The sequence below is a fragment of the Calothrix sp. PCC 6303 genome (assembly GCF_000317435.1).
In the GTDB taxonomy this organism is placed as follows: Bacteria; Cyanobacteriota; Cyanobacteriia; order Cyanobacteriales; family Nostocaceae; genus PCC-6303.
Genome location: NC_019751.1, coordinates 3,208,057 through 3,226,507, shown reverse-complemented (window position 1 = coordinate 3,226,507; position 18,451 = coordinate 3,208,057). Strand labels below are relative to the sequence as shown.

17 protein-coding genes are annotated in these 18,451 nt (G+C 38.1%); 8 read left to right on the top strand and 9 right to left on the bottom strand.

Going from position 1 to position 18,451, the window contains the following annotated elements; genetic code table 11:
* Window positions 1–41 precede the first annotated feature (41 nt).
* The gene (locus CAL6303_RS13325) at window positions 42–3,797 is read right to left on the bottom strand and encodes a hypothetical protein (protein WP_015198336.1); all 3,756 of its coding nucleotides are present in this window, start codon (window positions 3,795–3,797) and stop codon (window positions 42–44) included.
* A 169-nt stretch (window positions 3,798–3,966) separates the two neighbouring features.
* Between CAL6303_RS13325 and CAL6303_RS13320 the strand changes: the two genes are divergently transcribed.
* Entirely contained in the window at window positions 3,967–4,179 is a 213-nt protein-coding gene (locus CAL6303_RS13320) for a hypothetical protein (RefSeq protein WP_015198335.1), read from the top strand.
* Between the two features lie 46 nt (window positions 4,180–4,225).
* On the opposite strand, the gene CAL6303_RS28515 is transcribed toward CAL6303_RS13320, so the two are convergent.
* Genes CAL6303_RS28515 through CAL6303_RS13295 form a run of 5 tightly spaced genes read right to left on the bottom strand, consistent with a single transcriptional unit; the run spans window position 4,226 to window position 8,686 of the window.
* Window positions 4,226–5,392 (bottom strand): hypothetical protein, encoded by a 1,167-nt coding sequence (locus CAL6303_RS28515; RefSeq protein ID WP_015198334.1) that lies wholly within the window; start codon window positions 5,390–5,392, stop codon window positions 4,226–4,228.
* 21 nt (window positions 5,393–5,413) lie between these two features.
* Window positions 5,414–6,091, bottom strand: coding sequence for a DUF6753 family protein (locus tag CAL6303_RS13310; protein ID WP_015198333.1), 678 nt, complete (start codon window positions 6,089–6,091; stop codon window positions 5,414–5,416).
* Window positions 6,088–7,143: a hypothetical protein gene (locus CAL6303_RS29250; protein ID WP_015198332.1), complete on the bottom strand. Its 1,056-nt coding sequence runs from the start codon at window positions 7,141–7,143 to the stop codon at window positions 6,088–6,090. Before CAL6303_RS29250 ends, CAL6303_RS13310 begins: the two co-directional genes overlap by 4 nt.
* Window positions 7,144–7,185: 42 nt before the next feature.
* Window positions 7,186–7,581 (bottom strand): hypothetical protein, encoded by a 396-nt coding sequence (locus CAL6303_RS13300; RefSeq protein ID WP_015198331.1) that lies wholly within the window; start codon window positions 7,579–7,581, stop codon window positions 7,186–7,188.
* The gene (locus CAL6303_RS13295; RefSeq protein ID WP_015198330.1) at window positions 7,565–8,686 is read right to left on the bottom strand and encodes a ParM/StbA family protein; all 1,122 of its coding nucleotides are present in this window, start codon (window positions 8,684–8,686) and stop codon (window positions 7,565–7,567) included. The genes CAL6303_RS13300 and CAL6303_RS13295 overlap by 17 nt, the downstream gene beginning before the upstream one ends.
* Before the next feature lie 1,059 nt (window positions 8,687–9,745).
* Here CAL6303_RS13295 and mobV point away from each other — a divergent pair.
* Window positions 9,746–11,353: a MobV family relaxase gene (gene mobV / locus CAL6303_RS13290; RefSeq protein ID WP_015198329.1), complete on the top strand. Its 1,608-nt coding sequence runs from the start codon at window positions 9,746–9,748 to the stop codon at window positions 11,351–11,353.
* A 736-nt stretch (window positions 11,354–12,089) separates the two neighbouring features.
* Entirely contained in the window at window positions 12,090–12,899 is an 810-nt protein-coding gene (locus CAL6303_RS13285) for a hypothetical protein (protein WP_015198328.1), read from the top strand.
* Window positions 12,900–13,130: 231 nt separating this feature from the next.
* On the opposite strand, the gene CAL6303_RS31145 is transcribed toward CAL6303_RS13285, so the two are convergent.
* The 3 genes from CAL6303_RS31145 to CAL6303_RS31465 all read right to left on the bottom strand — a co-directional run bounded on the left by CAL6303_RS31145 (window position 13,131) and on the right by CAL6303_RS31465 (window position 14,378).
* Window positions 13,131–13,337 (bottom strand): hypothetical protein, encoded by a 207-nt coding sequence (locus tag CAL6303_RS31145; RefSeq protein WP_015198327.1) that lies wholly within the window; start codon window positions 13,335–13,337, stop codon window positions 13,131–13,133.
* Window positions 13,337–13,801: a DUF4365 domain-containing protein gene (locus CAL6303_RS13275; protein WP_203225974.1), complete on the bottom strand. Its 465-nt coding sequence runs from the start codon at window positions 13,799–13,801 to the stop codon at window positions 13,337–13,339. Before CAL6303_RS13275 ends, CAL6303_RS31145 begins: the two co-directional genes overlap by 1 nt.
* 448 nt (window positions 13,802–14,249) lie before the next feature.
* Window positions 14,250–14,378, bottom strand: coding sequence for a hypothetical protein (locus CAL6303_RS31465; protein WP_255348458.1), 129 nt, complete (start codon window positions 14,376–14,378; stop codon window positions 14,250–14,252).
* Window positions 14,379–14,637: 259 nt separating this feature from the next.
* Between CAL6303_RS31465 and CAL6303_RS13270 the strand changes: the two genes are divergently transcribed.
* The 5 genes from CAL6303_RS13270 to CAL6303_RS13245 all read left to right on the top strand — a co-directional run bounded on the left by CAL6303_RS13270 (window position 14,638) and on the right by CAL6303_RS13245 (window position 18,426).
* Complete coding sequence (locus CAL6303_RS13270; protein WP_015198326.1) at window positions 14,638–15,051, top strand: hypothetical protein; 414 nt, start codon at window positions 14,638–14,640, stop codon at window positions 15,049–15,051.
* Window positions 15,038–17,152: a GTP-binding protein gene (locus CAL6303_RS31640; RefSeq protein ID WP_015198325.1), complete on the top strand. Its 2,115-nt coding sequence runs from the start codon at window positions 15,038–15,040 to the stop codon at window positions 17,150–17,152. Before CAL6303_RS13270 ends, CAL6303_RS31640 begins: the two co-directional genes overlap by 14 nt.
* Before the next feature lie 248 nt (window positions 17,153–17,400).
* Window positions 17,401–17,673 carry a hypothetical protein gene (locus tag CAL6303_RS13255; RefSeq protein ID WP_015198324.1) on the top strand — a complete coding sequence of 91 codons (273 nt, stop codon included), beginning with the start codon at window positions 17,401–17,403 and terminating at the stop codon, window positions 17,671–17,673.
* A 70-nt stretch (window positions 17,674–17,743) separates the two neighbouring features.
* On the top strand, window positions 17,744–17,977 hold the full coding sequence (locus CAL6303_RS13250; RefSeq protein WP_041740528.1) for a hypothetical protein: 234 nt from the start codon (window positions 17,744–17,746) through the stop codon (window positions 17,975–17,977).
* On the top strand, window positions 17,974–18,426 hold the full coding sequence (locus tag CAL6303_RS13245) for an HNH endonuclease (RefSeq protein ID WP_015198322.1): 453 nt from the start codon (window positions 17,974–17,976) through the stop codon (window positions 18,424–18,426). Before CAL6303_RS13250 ends, CAL6303_RS13245 begins: the two co-directional genes overlap by 4 nt.
* Window positions 18,427–18,451 lie beyond the last annotated feature (25 nt).

The following is an 18,451-nucleotide window of genomic DNA, read 5'->3' as shown; positions in this document are numbered from 1 at the left end:
CAACTTGACCAAACCAGCGATGGGCAAAGCCTAATTTACGATTATCGCTCGTCCATTCCTGGGCAAAAACCACTGATTTTTTGCACCACGGGTAAATTCCGTCGATCGAACCTTCCCGTTTCAGGAATATAGGTAGCCATAGCTTTCCCCCGATTCGCCACAAAATCAATAACCCCAATCGTTTCGGCAGTTTTTATCCCCAGAACAATATCCGATGGTTGCGATAATAATCTCATTGCTTCTTTCGGTGACTTTGTACCAATAAATTCAATCTCAATATCCTTCCGTTCTCCTACAATCTGCTGTAAATTTTCCTGTAGTTGTGGTGCGGGTTGTGGAGAAATATCGACAAATTGCACTCTCTCAAAACCATTTTCAACAGCGCGAGCGATCGCACGTTTAATCATATTCCCCAAAACCTGCTCAGTTTTAGCCTGAAACTTTGGCTCAACTGTCCCATTGATAATCACCACAGTCGCAATATTCAAGGTTTCATGTTCAGGAAATTTAACACTACTGGGGTCAATGATAATATCCGCGTAACTGGGAGGAGCTTTATTCACAGTCCCCACAATAGTCAATCCTTGTATTGACCTCCCCTTACTGGCAAGCTGTTTTTGTAAAAAACCAACGGATTCTTTATTCAAAATACCCAAAACCTGATTTCCAAGTTTTGCAAAAACGATAGGTGCTTTTCTGGAATCAGTTCGCTGCATATCGAGAGTAATATTCGTTTGCTCACCCTGCCAGTTGCGATTAGCGAAAGCGTATCGATTAATTTGGTCAATTTGAATTTTATTTTCAGGATTTCTCAAACTGGTAACAATAACGCTGGTACTGGAAGGAGAGGTAATACTTGCAACAGCTTCACAGCCAGGAAGCAAATGAGGCGATCGCGCATCAATAATCCCCAACTTTTTCCCCTCCACCGTCACCCAACGTGCTGTTTTAGTCGGTTCACGGGGATTTACCCCATCCTCAAATTTCACTGCAACCTTGTCCCCGACAAAATCCCTACCAGCACACTCATTAAACTGAGTCCCAACTACCCGCATTTCCGTAAATTGCAGGTTTTGGAGTTGAGCGTTAACGAAGTTTACCGAAGGTATCGCTTCTTCTGGGAAAACAGCAAATGCAACCCCCGCTCTCTTCAAACCAGAATAGTTTTTACTCTCTCCAGTGTGGCTAACATCATGTATAGCAGCTGCGAGTTGTAGTTTATCTTCCAAGGGTGTTTCTTCGCTAATCGACTCAATGTATTCCCTAGTTTGTTGTTTTAAAGCATCAATCATCCCATCACTAATACCGAAATGAAACTCGACTTTTCCTTGTTTAATTGTCATTCCTGGGTTAACATTATGTTCCTTAACCGAGTCACTGCTAACTGTACCAATCGGAATATTTATCACTTTTGTGTTATTCGTAAACTTTGCAAATACAAGTAGGTTATGGGGCATTTGTGATGTTGGTTTTCTCGCTTCCACACGGATATCCAAGTATTGCGAACACCAAAAATCGGTATTTATCGCCGCAGGAAATTTTATTAAATTAGTGATTTTTAATTTATTTCCACTAATGGGAGAGGTAATAGTTAAATATGGTCCAGGTTCAACTTTTTGTTGTTCCTCCAGTTGAATGCGTTTCCGAATCTTGAAGTTATACTGGTGTTTGATTTGTTGGGCAATTTGTCTTTGCTCCGAGCTAAATTCAATTCCCGGATAAAGCTTTCTAAATTGTTCGATTGGTCTTGCCGTAATTTGATTTTGCTCAAATATTTCGTTCGTTTGCCGAATCATTAAATCAATGGGGCTGTAACCATTTATTTTCATCCCTCGATTGGTAAAAGCTTCGGGCTTTTTCTTATCAGTTAGCCATTCAACTTCTTTGTAACTGGTAATTGCTTGGCAATATTTAATAATTTCATCATTGGGACGCAGGGCACTTTTTGCTCCATCTGCCGCTACTTGTAGTTCGTTCCCAAGAGAGGCTACGCAATCTTTGAATATGGCTTTTACTTGGTGTAGTTTATGTTCTATTTCTGCTGTATTACTTGGATTTGTAGAGATAACTTGTTTAATTTCTCCCAATATCCTCTCTGAAATTTGTAATTTTCCTTGTTGCTGCTTCTGTAATATCCGAGCAAAATGTTGAGATATCTGTTTCAAATCATCCATTTTTTCCGATTGAGGCATCGCACAAAGTTCGCATTGCAGGGCTATATTCTTCTGGATTTCGTTGGCGATAATGCCAATTTTATTCTCCATTGCCGAGATGGCTATTTGCTCGAAACTACCTTGATATGCCACTTTATCCTTCTTGATAATGTTGGGATAGCGATTTTCTGGTAAATTCCGCTCTTTCACTTCCGCAGCAAGGTGGGGAAAATCTCGACTGGGTGCAAAAGCCAATAAATCACCATCAAAGTCGCACTGCATATTATCCATAGCAGTTTGAGGGTGAATATAAACACAGCCATCTAACATTTCTGGTAAATGCTTATTTTTCAAAGTAATTACCCCATTGGAATTAATCAACGGGGAACGAGTGACAATTATTTCTTCCCCTTCCCTCAAAAAAGGTATGCATATTTCATCATGCTGCAAATCCAAACTAGGTTGTGCTAGTCCGGAGGTAAACTTAATTGAACGTCCCGTAGCAATTTCAACCCATTGTTTTCTGGCAAAATCCTGGAGTTCGGCAACTATTTTTGGATGTTCTAGCAATTGACAATAATTAGCTAAATCGGTTTTGATTAAGGAATATAGCAGTAAATCTTTTTGAGATAGGGTTAGATTATCGCTTTCTCGAACGTCCTCAATTTCTCCGCCAGAATCTAAATTATCAAAGATAGTAAATTTATCAATATCTGCTTGTAAATTCGGCTCAATTTCCTGGTTTTTTGCTAGTACAGCTTTGCGTCGTTCGTAGGTTTCTATATATCGCTGGGCTAATTTTCTAATATCTTTTTGGTCGCCAGCTAATTGTTCGGCTTGCTGTTTAATTATGGGTAAGATTTCATTGTTTACGGATGAAGGGTAATTTACTAAAATCTGGGTTCCCAAACTATGTTCTCGATACAAAGCCAATGCTTTTACACCTAATCCAATTGAGAGCAAATATTCCCCAGGTTTTATTGCATCATCTCCCTTCCTGCCTTTGAACGAAGATGTTGCCAATATTAAATCGTAACCAAATTTCGTGCGTAAGGTGCCATCTCTAACATTCCCACCCATACGAAAACTTGATTCCCCAAGCCTTTCGAGTTGCGTGGGAGCAAGTGTACCCTTCGCAATCCGCATAACTCGACTTTCAACTTGGGGTTTAATACCAAGTCGGAACTGAAATGCACGCCTATCTATATTATTAGAAAGTGCGAAACTGCGATCGATTAATCCCTTGCAATCTCCAACTAATTTTCTCGCATCCGCATTGGCAATGATACCTCCATTCTCCCCAGTCACATCATCGACAACCAAAATCCTGACATTTTCTAGTTCGTGAAAACTACGACAAGGTGTAAAAGGTAAGGGATAGGCAGCACCATCAGATGGATTTGGATATAGTTGCTCTCGAATAGTGGAATCGCTGGCAAAAAACATTCTTTTCCCTGCACTAAATTGTAGGGTTTTGCCGTTATATTCATGTAAATCTTCGGGGATAGTTGCTTCTGGGTAAGCAGTACCAATACTAAACTCAACATCAGGAAAGAGATATTCAGCCAAGGTATTTTCGAGTTTTTCTTCTATTCCCGTTTCTTGTTTGGTTTTGGTATCGAAGTGATTCAGTCGTAATACCATGATAGAAAAAGGCAGTGGGCAGTAGGCAGTGGGTAGTAGTAAGAATTTTGATTTAGTTGCTTGAAAATATATGGGCTATTCTGACTTCTGGATTCTGAATGCTGACTACTTTCTCAATTAGTAAAAAAGAACTACAATAGAGGCTGTTATCAAACGCCAAGGTGAAATTATGTCATCTGAACCCATAACAAAACCTCAGCCAGCAACAAGCCGATACCAAATAGTTTCATCAATGACTGTTGATGAACTTCTCAGCGAAGGTTATGCTAATTACGATGATTTCTATGACCCTTCAGAAGAAGAATGGAAAATAGAACTTGCCCAAATTGAACAAATGATTCCGGATAATCCTGTTGATTATTCGGAAGGTATTCCTTTTTGATTTAGGTTGTTGACAGCAGACGATCGATAATCAGAATAGAAAACTTTTATCCTTTATCAATTTCTACATCTTCGTCTGGTGATTTGGTTAATTCATCAATCGGGATTAAGTAGCTAAGTAAATCTAATTTGACCATATTGCCTTCGATTTCTCGGATTTGGAATGGTTGCCAGCACTGATATTGAGGTGGGCATTTCTCCCAAATAACCATGTCATCAACGTTGAGCGCAATTTCCTTAATTTCATCCCCGTCTATTTGCAGATGTTGCTCTATTTTTCCCTGTTCCGATGTTGGCAATACATACTGATTTTCCAGGTTAATTAAATCATTTGCTGTTGGTAAGTCGGATATAACGGTGATATTTGAGATAAATTCTTGGGGATGATTAGCTTCTTCTGGGATAACATCAACTTTTGCTAAATTTTCAGGGTGTGAGCCATTGAGTGTCTGATTGTAATCTGCATATATTGTGGTCATCGCAGGATGATGATTTCCCAAAATATCCAATCCTTCCGAAGTGGAATTAGCTGCGATTAAAGTATTTGAATCACACATATTTTGAGCATTATCCCCATCGGTATTATCTCGCTCATAATTTTTATTTACATCATTATCACCCTCTTGCTTCACCTCATTCTCGACAATAGATAACTTTCCTTGTCTGACATCATTCCATAATGCGATCGCTTGCCGAATTACGGTTTGGGGAAAAGTGCCATTTGCATCCATTTCTTGTTGGATAATGCCACCAGTTTGCATATCTTCTTCCATGATGTCGGGAATTCGACAGACAGGTTCACCATCCTTACCTGTTTTCCAAATCGTTGGCTTATCTGGCTTTGGTTTCGTGGGGGTGCGGTGGGCTGAAATTAATTCGCGCACTTTCTCTTGGGTAATATGACTGTAATTTTTCAAGCTTTCGATAACTTGGCTATATTTTTTTGCATGTTTAGCCAATTCAAAAATTGTATGTGGTTCAACTTCTTTCAAATCATTGGCTGTAAAATTGGAAAACGCTGTAGCAACCTTCAAATAGATTTTACTTTCACGTAAACTCCAACCAATTGTACTCAGCAAACTCTTGTATTCTTGGTGAGAGAGTTCTTGCTTTTGGGATGCGATCGCAAATGCTTGTTCTAAAATTGAAGTTGTCGCATCCACCAAATTATCAAGATGAGTTTGAGGTGGTGGATAGATTGTAGTGGCAACCATATACAATTTACCTTTCGTATTTTATTTCCGTTTATCCGGTGGAGTCACCCAAACAAGACAAAATCCTGACTTTGCTTTGCGATTGTATTGGGATAAAACCACACCTAATCGTTGAACATCTTTGATGCATTCCCTGTTTTCCAAATACCCGCGATTCCAATTCATCAAGTCTCTGGCAAATTTCCCTTCACTGGATGCAGCCCATTTCATTGCTGATAATTCATCCCATGTCAGGGTATTGGCTTGAATTTTGGTATATCCCCCAGACAAGACCCCATTCAACCAAGGAGGAATCGACACACCCGCGATGAAACCGATCGCAAAGATGAAAAAGAAGACAACAGTAGCCGGAAAGACTGAGTTAATAATATTTCGACCTTCACGTAACAAGGATTCGTGAATTAGCTCTTGTGCCGCGCGATTAATAGCGACTTTTTGACGTGCGATCGCAACTTGTTCAACTTGCTCTAAATTATGGGCTAAATCTTGGTTCCATGTTTGAAACAGCAGTTGTAAAGTCTGCGGTGCATCTGACAACATCACTTCCAATTGTCCGGTAGCAACCAAAACTAAAAATAATGGGTCATCCTGAGACAGTCCAGTTTTTGAAACGAAATCTAAAACCCGACGTTTAAAATCTTCACTCTTTCCCCTCAATGCTTCAGCCAATAAATCATCAGGGGTTTGAGGTTTATTCATTCAATTAAACCCGTTTTTGCAAAAGCTTTGTAGGCAAACTGGAGGAAATTTTTGACTCTCTGCTTCGATACTATCTTGAGTTCTGGACGCAAAATTGCATCCGTAAATGTGATTTCTAAACGGTCGATGGTATTGCGCTCCCAAAAAGGGAATTTGGGAAAATCGATCGCATAAAAGTTATATTTCTGAGCCGCATCGACAAATTCAGGCATTGTCTCCACGTATTCCCAGTTATCGCACAAGCCATAATTCTTAACAAATACATGGGTAATATCATTGCCAAAATCATCTAAAGATTTGAGAAAGAAATTAACAGAATCGACACCACCAGTCGCAACAAACCATTTGATAAAATTGATGGAATTATCCTTACCTAAATTTACTAAATCATTGCGTTGTATCCAGTTTGTTACATTGCCATATACTTGAGCAGGTAAGTTAACTAGCACGGATTTATCAAAGGCAAAATCAAAAATTTTATCTGCCTCATAAGCTTGTTTCTCATCATCACTAAAGAAAGCCATCTCCACATTCGGGTAAATTTTCTCTATATCTCGGTTACTTATATCCGCATCGATAATCATCATGTCACGAGCCGTTGAATTACAGTATTCGATAAAAGCTCGACAAATAAAAGATTTACCGCATCCTCCTTTTTCCCCATCGATAATGTGGATTGTGGTTGGCTTTTTAGATTTATTCGTTTTGAAAACAGGGAAGTTATTTTCTAATCTTGGTTGCGAAAGTTGCTGATTTCCATTTATTTCACCTCCTTCTAATGCATCTTTTGGTAAAATATTTCCATCAATCTCTTGTTGCCAATCATCAATTGTTGGTTGTGTCATTGCTTTACTAGATACTGTACTATTTGCTAATTGAGAATTAATTGTATTTCTATCTATTTCTTGTTGCCAATTTGTTATTTCCGTATTTATTGGTAATTTGTCTTTTCCTATATCAAGTTTATTCCGATCATCAATAACAACATTCTGATTTACCTGTCTGCTATCTAATAAGGAGTTGTTGGTCTTTTTATCTCTTCTCTTTCTCATCTGATTTATCTCCCTCAATCCCTTGATATGTCAAATTGGAAATTACAAAAAATTACTCAATCCGCCATCATCGTAAACACAATTCTCCGAGAGTTCGCCTACTGATTTCCCTGATGTATTAGGCAATATTTCTAATATTGATTTACTTCCACCATGATGGGTTGTAAATATCCCGTAAGAATCTTCTAATCCTGCTAATTCTCCAATTTCTTGAGCCTGTCTCTTTAATACTTGTATACAACTTCTAGCTATAGATTGAATCTGTTTTTTATCACCTGAATTTGTGGTAATCGCATGGGGCAACCAAAAAGAACGAATTGCAACAAGTATAATTTCACTTTTTGCTCGAATCGGATTAGATTGGATATATTCCATCAACTTTATATCTGCTTCCTTACGTGGCTGATAACGCCAGCGAAAATCAATTTGTTCGCCCATAATTTACTTTTTCCCAAAAGTACAAAAATACACTGTAAACATCAGCCAATCGACTTCCTAGACCAAAGCAATCGAGCTGTAAGGGAATATCTGCACCAACTCCCCACAAACAAAGTATTCCGGGATAATGGGAATTTAATTCCCTTCTCATATAATCTGCCGTTCCACCACAAAATAGAATTTCCGTAATTTGATTGCGGGAAATTACTTGGTCTAACCAACTTGTGAGTACGGCAGCATATTCGTTTCTAGCAAGTTTGACAGCTTGTTGAATTTGGATTAATTCTTGCTGTTTGTTGATATTGCTCGTACTCCTGAGTAAGCGTAAAAATGGAGTACCAGAGATATCACTTCCAGCAGCAACCACCGCAGGAGCAAGTCGTGAAGCAGTTTGTCCCGAAGTTCTCGCTACAACTTTTTCTAACAGTCGAATCATTCCCAAATCAGAAGTTTTCCCATCTGCGGCAATGATTCCCCTTTCTGCAATCAACACCGATGCATTCCTGTAACCCAACATGACAAATGCAATTGCTTTTGTGGTGATGGTTTTTCCTTGCTGTTTCTGGTAAGCCAAATAAATTCCCGCACCTTCAGGTAAACAATTAAATTCGGATAATTCCACACACATTCTCCCCGTAGGTGTGGTGAAGTCTTTTAGTGCGGCTTTTAGTTGCTGGTGAAAACTCTCCTTGTTCTCGAATTCCCCCGGTGGTAACAAACAAACCAATGCAACTCGAAATTTTGCACCCAATTTCAGTTTTTGTGATGTCACCCAAATCGCAGCCAAGGTTTTGGCTACTGCACGCTCGTATTTGAGTTCCTTCAATCCTTCGTTGCCATAATACTTAGTTTTTGCCAAATACCCTACAGCTAAGGTTTGACCCATGTAGCTTATCCATGCAGCATTTTCTGGGTCTGTTGCTCCTAGAGTTTCAGCAATTGTTGAATCTGGAGAAATTTTCACCACCTCCGGTTCCATCAGCAACGATTTGGTAATCATCATATCGAGGGTGGAATAAACTCCTTTGGTTACACTTCCCCCAAAGTCCAAAGCTAAAATTAATTCTGGGGAAGATTTCTTTCTGCGTTGAGTCATTTTACCCATGATATTTATTTGATAAATGTGGAGAAAATGGAAGAGAATTAAAGTTAAATCCAGGAAACAGTAGGTTGGTTATCAGCAAAATTTATTGAAGTTTCAGTGATTTGATGTTGAATTTTCCTGGTAATTCCTTTTGTCGTTCGAGAGAGTGTAAATGCTTCTAATGCCTATGGTGATTTGGTTGTAAGAGTTGGAGTTAGTTTTAAATAGAAAAAGTTGCGTTAGCGAAGCTTAACAAAGTTATCGCTTCCTACAAATCTTCAACATCACCCAAAAAATCTCGCATAAAAATTTTAGGCTGTATGTTAATTCATCGGTGAAACACACTACACCTTTTTCCTGTATTCATGGCTGAAAATATAAAAATAGCCGAGGAATAATTTGAATTTAGAGATAGTTCTTGATTCTCGAACAATAGTTGTTGTATGGTTATTTTTCCGATAAGCATACTTGATGTGTGAAACATATTTCCTACTCCTTTTCATTCGATTTACTTCATGAGTTAAAACATTTACTCATTTATTAGCAAATAAGTAGGAGTAATTTCAATAGCTTAAACTTGAGTCAAAACCAGCTTGAACGATGGATGCAAACACCTGTATAAAAAATAGATTAATTCTATAGAATAACTAAGTATAAAATAATAGATAATAAGCTATATTATCACCAAGACAAGCATTTAAAGGCTAGACAAATAAAGTTGATTTAGTATAGCTAATTTACTGAGTAAGATTTTGAACTTGCAATTACTCGATACTTTCAGCCTTTATACACAAAGACATGATTCATCTAATACTTATCTGAACTTCAGTGAAAAGATAGATTTATTGGGTATTTTTGGGTATTTTTGGAAATCAACTTTTCCCACCGATAAAAATACATGATAGTAACGGATAAAATGAATTGTATTTTTCAATGGGAAATCTCTAAAAAAATTCTGTTTTGCCCAACATTTGCTCTTATTAGTAACAGAATGTAAACCAAAATAATAGAATGGGTAATTGGAAAGAGAAGATATAGCTATTTTTTAACTACTACCAACAGCTTCAAAAATCATCAATCATGGCTTTTGCAATTTGTCGCATCCAGAAAATAAAATCCTGGGGAACTCTGAGTCGTAGCCAAGCGCATACACTTCGACTGGTTGATACACCTAATGCCAACCCGGAAATAAAAAATTTAGAATTAATTGGAAATAATACAAATCTTGGCTTAGAAACTTTGGTGCGGGAAAAAATCGGCTCGCAAAAAATTCGCTCTGACGCAGTGTTAGCGGTGGAAATGTTGTTGAGTGCGAGTCCAGAATATTTCCGTCCCCATGCTCCGCACGAAGGTGGGATTTATGAGCAACAGCGTTTAGATAATTTCGTTGATGCGGCTGTAAAATGGCTGCATAAATCTTGGGGCGATCGCATTGTTCAAGCAGAGTTACATCTAGATGAAATTACACCCCATATCCACGCTTATCTCGTACCTTTGGATGAACGGGGAAAACTCAATTGCAAAGCTCTGTTTGGGACTAGAGTAAAAATGTACGAGTTGCAGGATAGCTTTGTTGCTGCTGTTGCACATTTGGGAATTGTCCGTGGTGTCAAGGGAAGTGTGGCAACCCACGAGAAAGTTAGAAAGTATTATTCTGCCGTTAACCAAAGTTCTCAGATTCTCGACTGGGGAAAGATTATTCCCCAACCAGAACCACAAGAAAGCAGTGAAAAGTATAGACAAAGGCTTATTGAGCTATTGAATCCCCAATTGGAGATAATAAATTGTCAACTTTCGGAGCGCGATCGCATTCTCCAACAAAGAGCGGAGTGGAAAGAAACAGCGTCCAGAAGTGAAGAGTTACGACAGAGACTAGAACGGGAGCTAGAGATATTAAAAGCCGTCGATGCAAAACAAGATTTATCATTGGAAGCGATCGCTTATGAACTTGGAATCAATCCCAGCAAGCAATTTCATGCTGATGCGCTTGATTTGGTCATGCAAACAAACGGTTGTAATTTTAATGATGCGGTGGTTTGGTTATGCGATCGCTTCGACGAAACCCCAGTTTTGCAAGCTGTTCATAATCATGCAATTAGCCAAGCTGTAAACATTATTGAGCAGAAGTTACCAAAACCATTCATTCCACCTTCCAGTTGTCCTTCCCATTGGCAAGAATTAGAAAATTATTTGAGGCAACAATATTTAATTCCATCTCAACTCTCACAGACCTTACGAAAAAGAGATTTGATATATGCAGATGATGCTGGGAACGGAGTATTTATCGCTCGCAACCTAGATGGAGAAAGAACAGGAGCTTATTTATTAGTCTCAAAAGACAAAAAGCAACTTCAGATGTACCCAGAAAGCAGACGTTCAAAGGGTTGGTTCCATTTGAGCGTCGGAGGTGGTAATACAAAATCACCACAAATCGCTATTTTAGTTTCTTCTCCCATCGATGCACTGCACGCAATCTCCCAAAACGCACCCCACCAGCAGCGAACAATCTATCTCGTCTGGGATGACGATCGCGCACCATTACCCTTACAACTACTCAAAACCATACCCAAAGTCATCGTCGCAATTCCATCCGAACAAAGTTTTACTAAAGCCAAACAACTTCTACCCCACGCAACCAAACAAGTTGTAGTATCTTCGCTCAATGCAAAGCAGTTTTCTGGAAGATGACAAAACGAATATGGCTTTTTTCAAGCTTAGATGTAGTTACTTGCTTGATAATTGCTGCCTTGTAATCAAAAACTTGGAAATTTAACAAAATTCAGTATGTAAAGTCAATAAATTGACCATCTACCGATTTCTATTCTCGGATGAAAAGCCTCTTAAAATTGGTGAAAAGTAGTGACTATAGGGAAATAAAGACAGTTAAGTTGGTTTTTGCCTAGCTTTTCACACTTCAAATAGGCGTTTTTAGGCAGCAACTAACAGCATATTTGCTGTAATAGAATCAATAACATCCAAATACTAGGCAATTTTTATCAGTATATACTTTTAAGTAATAGAAAAATTAATGTAAATAAAGCTTCTCGTATTTACCTCGATTTATTTTAATCTCCAGGAATAAATTAATCCTACTCCATAGCAGTTGCTACGTAAATTGATTTTTAAGCTAGGATGAACTAGCTTAAAGCAATTTTAATGTTTGTATAAAGTTTGTCTGCTGATTCGTTATCATTGCAGCGATTTTTGGGTGTCATCTATCACTTCATTTTTCTAGTGTCCGTTCCCTATTGTTGACCGGAAGAGGCAGGGAGAATTCATGAGCAGGCTTCCGCCGTGAGCGTCAGCGTTCGACTGAGCGCTCACGCCGAAGTCCGAACGGGAGCGGGGTGAGCAAGCCTTTCCCCTATGCTCCCTGCCCCTTTTCCTCTTCTTATTCTTGACCCAAGTTGTAAGTTGGTGCTTTATGAAGCAATCAAAAAACATAAAAACCGACCCAAAACCCATCAGATATCCCAAAGTTACCTATTCCCATTGGCAGTTTTCCGGCAAGATTTGGAGGACTTATCAATTACCAGAGGGACCAAAATTGATGAGCGATCGCCAAATGGCATTGTTGGTTGGTCGGTCGAAGAAAGCGGTGCAAAAATTTATTGAATCGCGTCGCTTGGAAACCCATATTGTTCGAGTTGGAAATGGGAGATTAGTGAAAGTTTATCCTCTCTCAGTCGCAGCAATTTACCTATCTACTCTTTTGAGAGAAGGTCATTTGCAGAAGCATCGCTTCAACATTTCTCGTGATGATTGGTATTGCATAATTAAAGCTTTATCCGATAATGAATCCGAACCAAATCCTATTCTCAACTGCTATTTTTTTACTGGTAATTATCTGGTCGAATCTGGCGAACCACTTCAGGTTAGATTTGATGCAAATATTAGTTTGCAGGTTTTAGTTTTGCATTCTGGAGAATATCGCATCGATTATCGGGAAGGACTCAGGTGTATCAACCGAAGTGCAGATTGGTTTATTCATGAATCACCGAAGAAGGCAAAATCTTTGGCAAATTTAAGACTTTCCAGGGATATCGTTGAGTGTAGAATCAGAATCCAGGAAGAATTTCAAAGTATGTATGCACTGTCACTACAAGATTGGTTGTCGATATGGGGATATTTTGCCAAAAAGGGAAATCGAAAAGCGATCGCGCTTCTCAATGCTTGTGCAAGGGAAGGTATTGAAACGTTGATTACTAAGGCTATAGAAGAGGGAGCAACCTAATTTATGGGCTAAATGGGCGATACTTTTTCAGAGGGGAGCAAAGCGATCGCCCTTGATTTTTAACGTAGCCTACAAAATACTCAATCAACTTGATTTAGCTGGTATTTGATTGATTATGTCGATAATTTCTTGTGGAGGTTTTTGTGCGTTCGCGTAGCGGCTCCCCTGGAGCATCGCTGCTAGTAAATTTATGGCTTTTTTAAGTATGCGTAGACGCGAAGCGGCTTGTCGTCAGACATCGCTATCTTCAAAGCTGTTTTGGCTGGGTAAAACAAGCTGGATGGGATTTCCTGTATCATCTTTCTCACCTTGAAAAACCAATAAACGCGGGTTGGGGTGGTTTACTGCTTGCCATCCTTGTTGGTGAAGGTAAGATACAACATCGGTTATTTTGAAAGGGTGGGTTTGTAATTCCTCTGTTGAAATTTGTTGCGTCATCACCACTCTCCTGTTTTTACCTTATCTATTAAACCTAACAACGATTCTGGAGTTAGCTGTTGCTGTCGAGGAATCCTAATTCTAACACTTTGGCGATTGGTGGTTGGTTTGCCGCTTATGTATTCCCAGTAACAACTTCCACGCAGACGCATTTCGTCTTCATCGTATATTAACCATTGGGATGAATCTGGAGGTAAGGTGAATAGAATGAGAATGCAAGGTACAGCCATCCGAAAATTGCGACGAATAACTAAATCGTTGTAAGTTTTGGCTTCTAAATCGTAGGTGATAGTATTTTCGTCTCGTTGCCATTGGGTTGAAGCTTTTAATTGGAAACTCAGGGAAAAGCCTGATTCTACCCGTCGATTGTTGCGGATAGCTATTTCATCAAAGTTGCCATCTACCCCATAATCGTATTCACGGATAGAAAGATTTAAGCCTGCTTTACCTGCTACTGCTCGGATATAGGCTCGACTTCATGATTCAAGAATATGGGGTTCGGTTAACACAAAATTACAAAAGCTCGATGTAATCCTACACTGTGCGTTCGCTTATTTTTAAACTTCAAATTGAATTAAAGCCTTAATTCAAAGGGAAAAGGGCATTTTTTAAGTAAGCAGGGAATATAAGGTAATAAATATTACCTTTTTATTAAGCCCCTAGAAGCATCTATTTAAGACGTAGAGGGGTATAAACCATAAAAATGGCTAAAACCTTGTTTGAACTCAAAATTCCGGAATTGCTTGTAGAGACTAGATTGTAACCCCTGTAACGGTTAATTAAATTTTCGGGTCAAAAATGAGCGAACGCTGAGCTACATGATACTTGAAGAAGGTATCTTAGCCTCTAAAGGAAGTAATAATGGGTACAAATTCAGAGGGATCGGTGCTGGATGCTGGTTGGTAAATATATTTAGCATGATTCCCGATCGCTGTATATTGCGATCGCCATAACACAATCATTAAATACAGCTTTATTCAACCAAGCGATCGCACTCCCAAAAAAATACTCAAAACTAAGTGTGATAGCACTTTCAAACAAACCCTCTCAAAATAAAGCGCGCTCGCATTCCCAAATAAACCCCTGAAACTAAAACGCGAGATCGCACTCCCAACCAAATCTAAGCAAATGCGTGATCGCATCCCTTATCAATATAGATATCTGCAAAAATTAATTATTCTTTGCCTGAAACCCTCGTAAAGTCCTAGCAATACTACATCCCTACACTCATTTTCAGAGATGTTTATTTAAGTGACTTAAGATTATAATTTAATTTAGTATTCTGTAGCAATAATTTATTATGAGCGAACAATCGAATATCGAAATTCTCCTAATTTTGCAGGATAGCGAGACAGACGAGGAAGAATTAGAACTTTTATTACAAAATATTACGGGCGAGATTCAAGGATTAGTAGAGGATGTCAATCGTCTTCCAATAGCAGAACTACCAGAAGCTAGTAGTCTAAAATCAAAGGGAGACAAGACAGAATCAGGTGTTTTAGACATAAAAATTAATTTAGATAGTATTAAAGGTATGACGAAATGGTTATGGGAACGCTTAGTTGGAACCTCAACAGAAGCAAAAATTAAATATAAAGACTTAGAATTTGAGTTTAAAGGTAAAAACCAAAAAGATTTAGCAGTAACAATGCAAAATATGGAAAAATTTATTGCTGCGATCGCAGCATTGCAATCTTTAGATGACAACAAATAGTAGGTATGCCCTTTTGATTGGCGTAAGTGAATACGGGGAAGGTTTTGAAAATCTTCCTGGAAGTTTAAGAGATGTTGAGGAGATGCAGCGTGTCTTAGAAGATTCAAGCAAGGGTAATTTTCAGGTAGATACCTTATTTAATCCTCAACGTTTACAAATGGAGGAGACAATAGAGGTTTTTTTTCGCGGACGCAGTAAAGATGATTTGTTGCTATTTTATTTCTCAGGTCATGGCGCGTTAGGTAACGATGTTAGCAGAGAACTACATCTTTCTACAAAGGGAACACGGAAAGAAAAAGAACGTTTAGTTGAAAGTAGTGCAGTTGCTGCCTCATTTTTACATCGCCAGATGAGCATAAGCAAATCAAAGCGAATAATCGTCATACTCGATTGTTGTTTTAGTGGTAAATTTGCTTTTCTTTTAAATAAAGGAGAAGAAACTGTTGATTTTGAAATTTTAAAAGCTCAAGGTAGAGTAGTTCTTGCATCTTCGAGTTCCACACAAGTTTCTTATCAGCTACCTGGTACTGATGAGCAACAACGTCCTCACCTTTCTATCTACACTCATTATTTGATAGAGGGTATGGAGGGTGCAGCCCAAAGAGAAAAGAATGAGTGGATTCTGGTGCAAGATTTGCATGATTATACTAGCCGCAAAATCGAAATTGAATCCCAAACGGCAACTCAACCCAAGATAATAATTTTTGATGAGCAGGGTTATAAACTCCCAATTACCAAAGCACCAAAAGCTGACCCTTATGTAGAATATTCTCAAGCAGTAGACCAATTTTTACAAGAACTGGATAAGGAGAAGGAATTTGAGGGAGAAATAGAAGCATATTCTTTTGAAAGAGAATGCTTAGATATCAAAATTGAAACACTTAATATTACACTACAAAAAGCACAAGAAATTGAATTGGAGATGCTATTACCCTATAAAATCAGGGCAGCAAAAAGTCAGAGATATATTCAAGCTTTTACAAAAGCCTTGAAGAAAGGATATCCTCTTGACGATCCTATCCGCAAACATTTGCGAACTATTCAGTATGACTTGAGTTTGAAAGATGATTATATACAGTTAGTTGAAGCTAGAGCGATCGCTAACTACATTAATTCTGATGAGTCGATTCAAAGCTATGATCTTAATATTAAAACAATCCTAAATAATTTTCCTAAAAGGTTAAAGGTAATTATTGTTTGTGGATTTTTAGGTAGTGGAAAATCCACGTTAATTAACAATATTATTAAGCAAGTCTCAAATTTAAAGTTTGCAATATCAGTCTTTGAATTTGGAGAGATAAATATTGATGAGGAGCCTAATAATGCAATTATGATGGAAGGTTTTCCTTATGATGAAGATAATAAATGTAAAGTTTGTGGTTTTCATTATGGTGGTAGTATTGACAATACTAATTCAGTTACTCAAATTTTAGAAAGCGAAGAATCCTATGATTATTTAATTATTGAAACTTCGGGACTTGCCGATCCATTACCAATAGCTTTAAAATTTCTTGGCACCGAATTGCGAGATTTAACTAGTCTAGAATCTATCATAACAGTAGTTGATGCGGATAATTATAGCTTAGACTTATTTAATTCGGAAGCCGCATATAGTCAGATTACTTATGCTGATATTGTTCTGCTAAATAAAACTGATTTAGTTGGTACAGTAAAGTTGGACTTACTAAAATCAGAAATCAATAATATAAAAGAAGGGTCAAGAATAATTCGCTGTAAAAATTCAGAAGTATTACTGCCATTTATCTCCAACTTACATCTGGATAACATTCATTTTTATATTCGTGAAATAAAAGATGCTTCTCTTTCTTTAGTTAATTTCCAAAGTTATCGTCCATTCTCTGTAAAGAAATTTCAAAATTTTTTAGATAATATATACCCAATTAATATATATCGATGCATTGGTATCATGTGGTTTGAGGAAAGTTCCAAAAAACATGTTTTGTTAGTCAGTGGGGGACGGTTTATGCTTGATGATTTGGATTGGCAAAATGAAAAAGAAAGACAAAATTTATTAGTATTTATTGGGCGAAACTTAGATACAGAATTTATTATATCAAAATTGCAAGAATGTTTCGCATAAACATTGAGTTCACTTCAGACAAATATATTTTGCACGATTATCGATCGCTTTATATTGCACGTATATAGCGGTTCTCAATCTAGTGAGGTATATTTTAAAGCTACTTGTTTTGATATAAAATGTTCGTGCGTACTTCAGTTGCCTGGAAAACGCCATATAACCCTTAAGTAGCACTCACCCGATTAAATTGCTTCTGTTTTACAATCGAGATAGAAACTTGCGGAATTTAAAGTGAGAATATTGGCTTTATGTCCAAACCCAAACTTAGCGACGAAGAAATAACCCAACGTGGTAAAGAACTCTACGAAAACAGTATTCGTCTAAGAGTAGAAACACCAGAAAATATTGACAAAATTATCTCGATTAATGTAGAAACGGGCGAATATGAAATAGGTGATGATTTACTTGTAACAAGCCTCAAGATGCGAACAAAACAAGCCGATGCAGCACTTTGGTCGGAAAGAATTGGATTTAATGCTGTCTATGCGGTTGATGGTACATTATTTAGGACAGCAGGGTAAAAATAGCAAGTCTACTTCGGTTCGAGCCAGTACAATAGAATTACATAATATAATTGCATCGCACTTTGCTATGACGACTGTAATTGCTAGACCTTCATCCTTGCTTTCCAGCATTCGAGTCGAAAAGCTGGAAAATTTCAACTTGTTTAAATTTAATGACAAACTGCAAGTACGAATGGAAGAATTACTAGAACGGAAAAAAGCTGATTTATTAACACCTGAAGAAATCATCGAGCTAGAGGAAATTGGAGAGCTAGACAGAATATTCACCCATATAAACGCGATGATAGTAGCTCAAAAATGACGATTGACGACGCTACCAAAGAAAGCGTGCGAAGACGGGCAAATTATTTGTGTGAATATTGCCACTCCCCCGAACGTATTTCCACAACAAGGTTTACAGTAGACCATTTGATACCCAAATCAATCGGTGGTAATGATGATATTGACAATTTAGCGCTAGCTTGTCGTCGCTGTAACGAACGCCGCTACAATTTTGTTGCAGGATTTGATGAAACAACAAAAACAATAGTACCTTTGTTCAATCCTCGCCAACAAATTTGGTCGGAACATTTTGTGTGGTCGGTAGATGGAAGGCAAATAATCGGCATAACTCCGACAGGTCGAGCTACTTGCAAACGTCTCGACATGAACGACGAACGTTATCCACAGGGAGATTCAATTCAAAGTGCGCGAGGTTTTTGGGTTCAAGCTGGTTTACATCCACCAGAAGAAGACATCCCAACTACCTAATTAATAAAAGCGATACTCCCTCCGG

Coding starts and splice junctions, on each gene's coding strand:
- CAL6303_RS28515 (WP_015198334.1), bottom strand. CDS start 5,392: ATGGTTGCCACTACAATCTATCCACCACCTCAAACTCATCTTGATAAT.
- CAL6303_RS13245 (WP_015198322.1), top strand. CDS start 17,974: ATGACGATTGACGACGCTACCAAAGAAAGCGTGCGAAGACGGGCAAAT.
- CAL6303_RS13285 (WP_015198328.1), top strand. CDS start 12,090: ATGAAGCAATCAAAAAACATAAAAACCGACCCAAAACCCATCAGATAT.
- CAL6303_RS13325 (WP_015198336.1), bottom strand. CDS start 3,797: ATGGTATTACGACTGAATCACTTCGATACCAAAACCAAACAAGAAACG.
- CAL6303_RS13320 (WP_015198335.1), top strand. CDS start 3,967: ATGTCATCTGAACCCATAACAAAACCTCAGCCAGCAACAAGCCGATAC.
- CAL6303_RS13300 (WP_015198331.1), bottom strand. CDS start 7,581: ATGGGCGAACAAATTGATTTTCGCTGGCGTTATCAGCCACGTAAGGAA.
- CAL6303_RS31640 (WP_015198325.1), top strand. CDS start 15,038: ATGACAACAAATAGTAGGTATGCCCTTTTGATTGGCGTAAGTGAATAC.
- CAL6303_RS13255 (WP_015198324.1), top strand. CDS start 17,401: ATGTCCAAACCCAAACTTAGCGACGAAGAAATAACCCAACGTGGTAAA.
- CAL6303_RS13295 (WP_015198330.1), bottom strand. CDS start 8,686: ATGGGTAAAATGACTCAACGCAGAAAGAAATCTTCCCCAGAATTAATT.
- CAL6303_RS13250 (WP_041740528.1), top strand. CDS start 17,744: ATGACGACTGTAATTGCTAGACCTTCATCCTTGCTTTCCAGCATTCGA.
- mobV (WP_015198329.1), top strand. CDS start 9,746: ATGGCTTTTGCAATTTGTCGCATCCAGAAAATAAAATCCTGGGGAACT.
- CAL6303_RS29250 (WP_015198332.1), bottom strand. CDS start 7,143: ATGAGAAAGAGAAGAGATAAAAAGACCAACAACTCCTTATTAGATAGC.
- CAL6303_RS13270 (WP_015198326.1), top strand. CDS start 14,638: ATGAGCGAACAATCGAATATCGAAATTCTCCTAATTTTGCAGGATAGC.
- CAL6303_RS13310 (WP_015198333.1), bottom strand. CDS start 6,091: ATGAATAAACCTCAAACCCCTGATGATTTATTGGCTGAAGCATTGAGG.
- CAL6303_RS31145 (WP_015198327.1), bottom strand. CDS start 13,337: ATGACGCAACAAATTTCAACAGAGGAATTACAAACCCACCCTTTCAAA.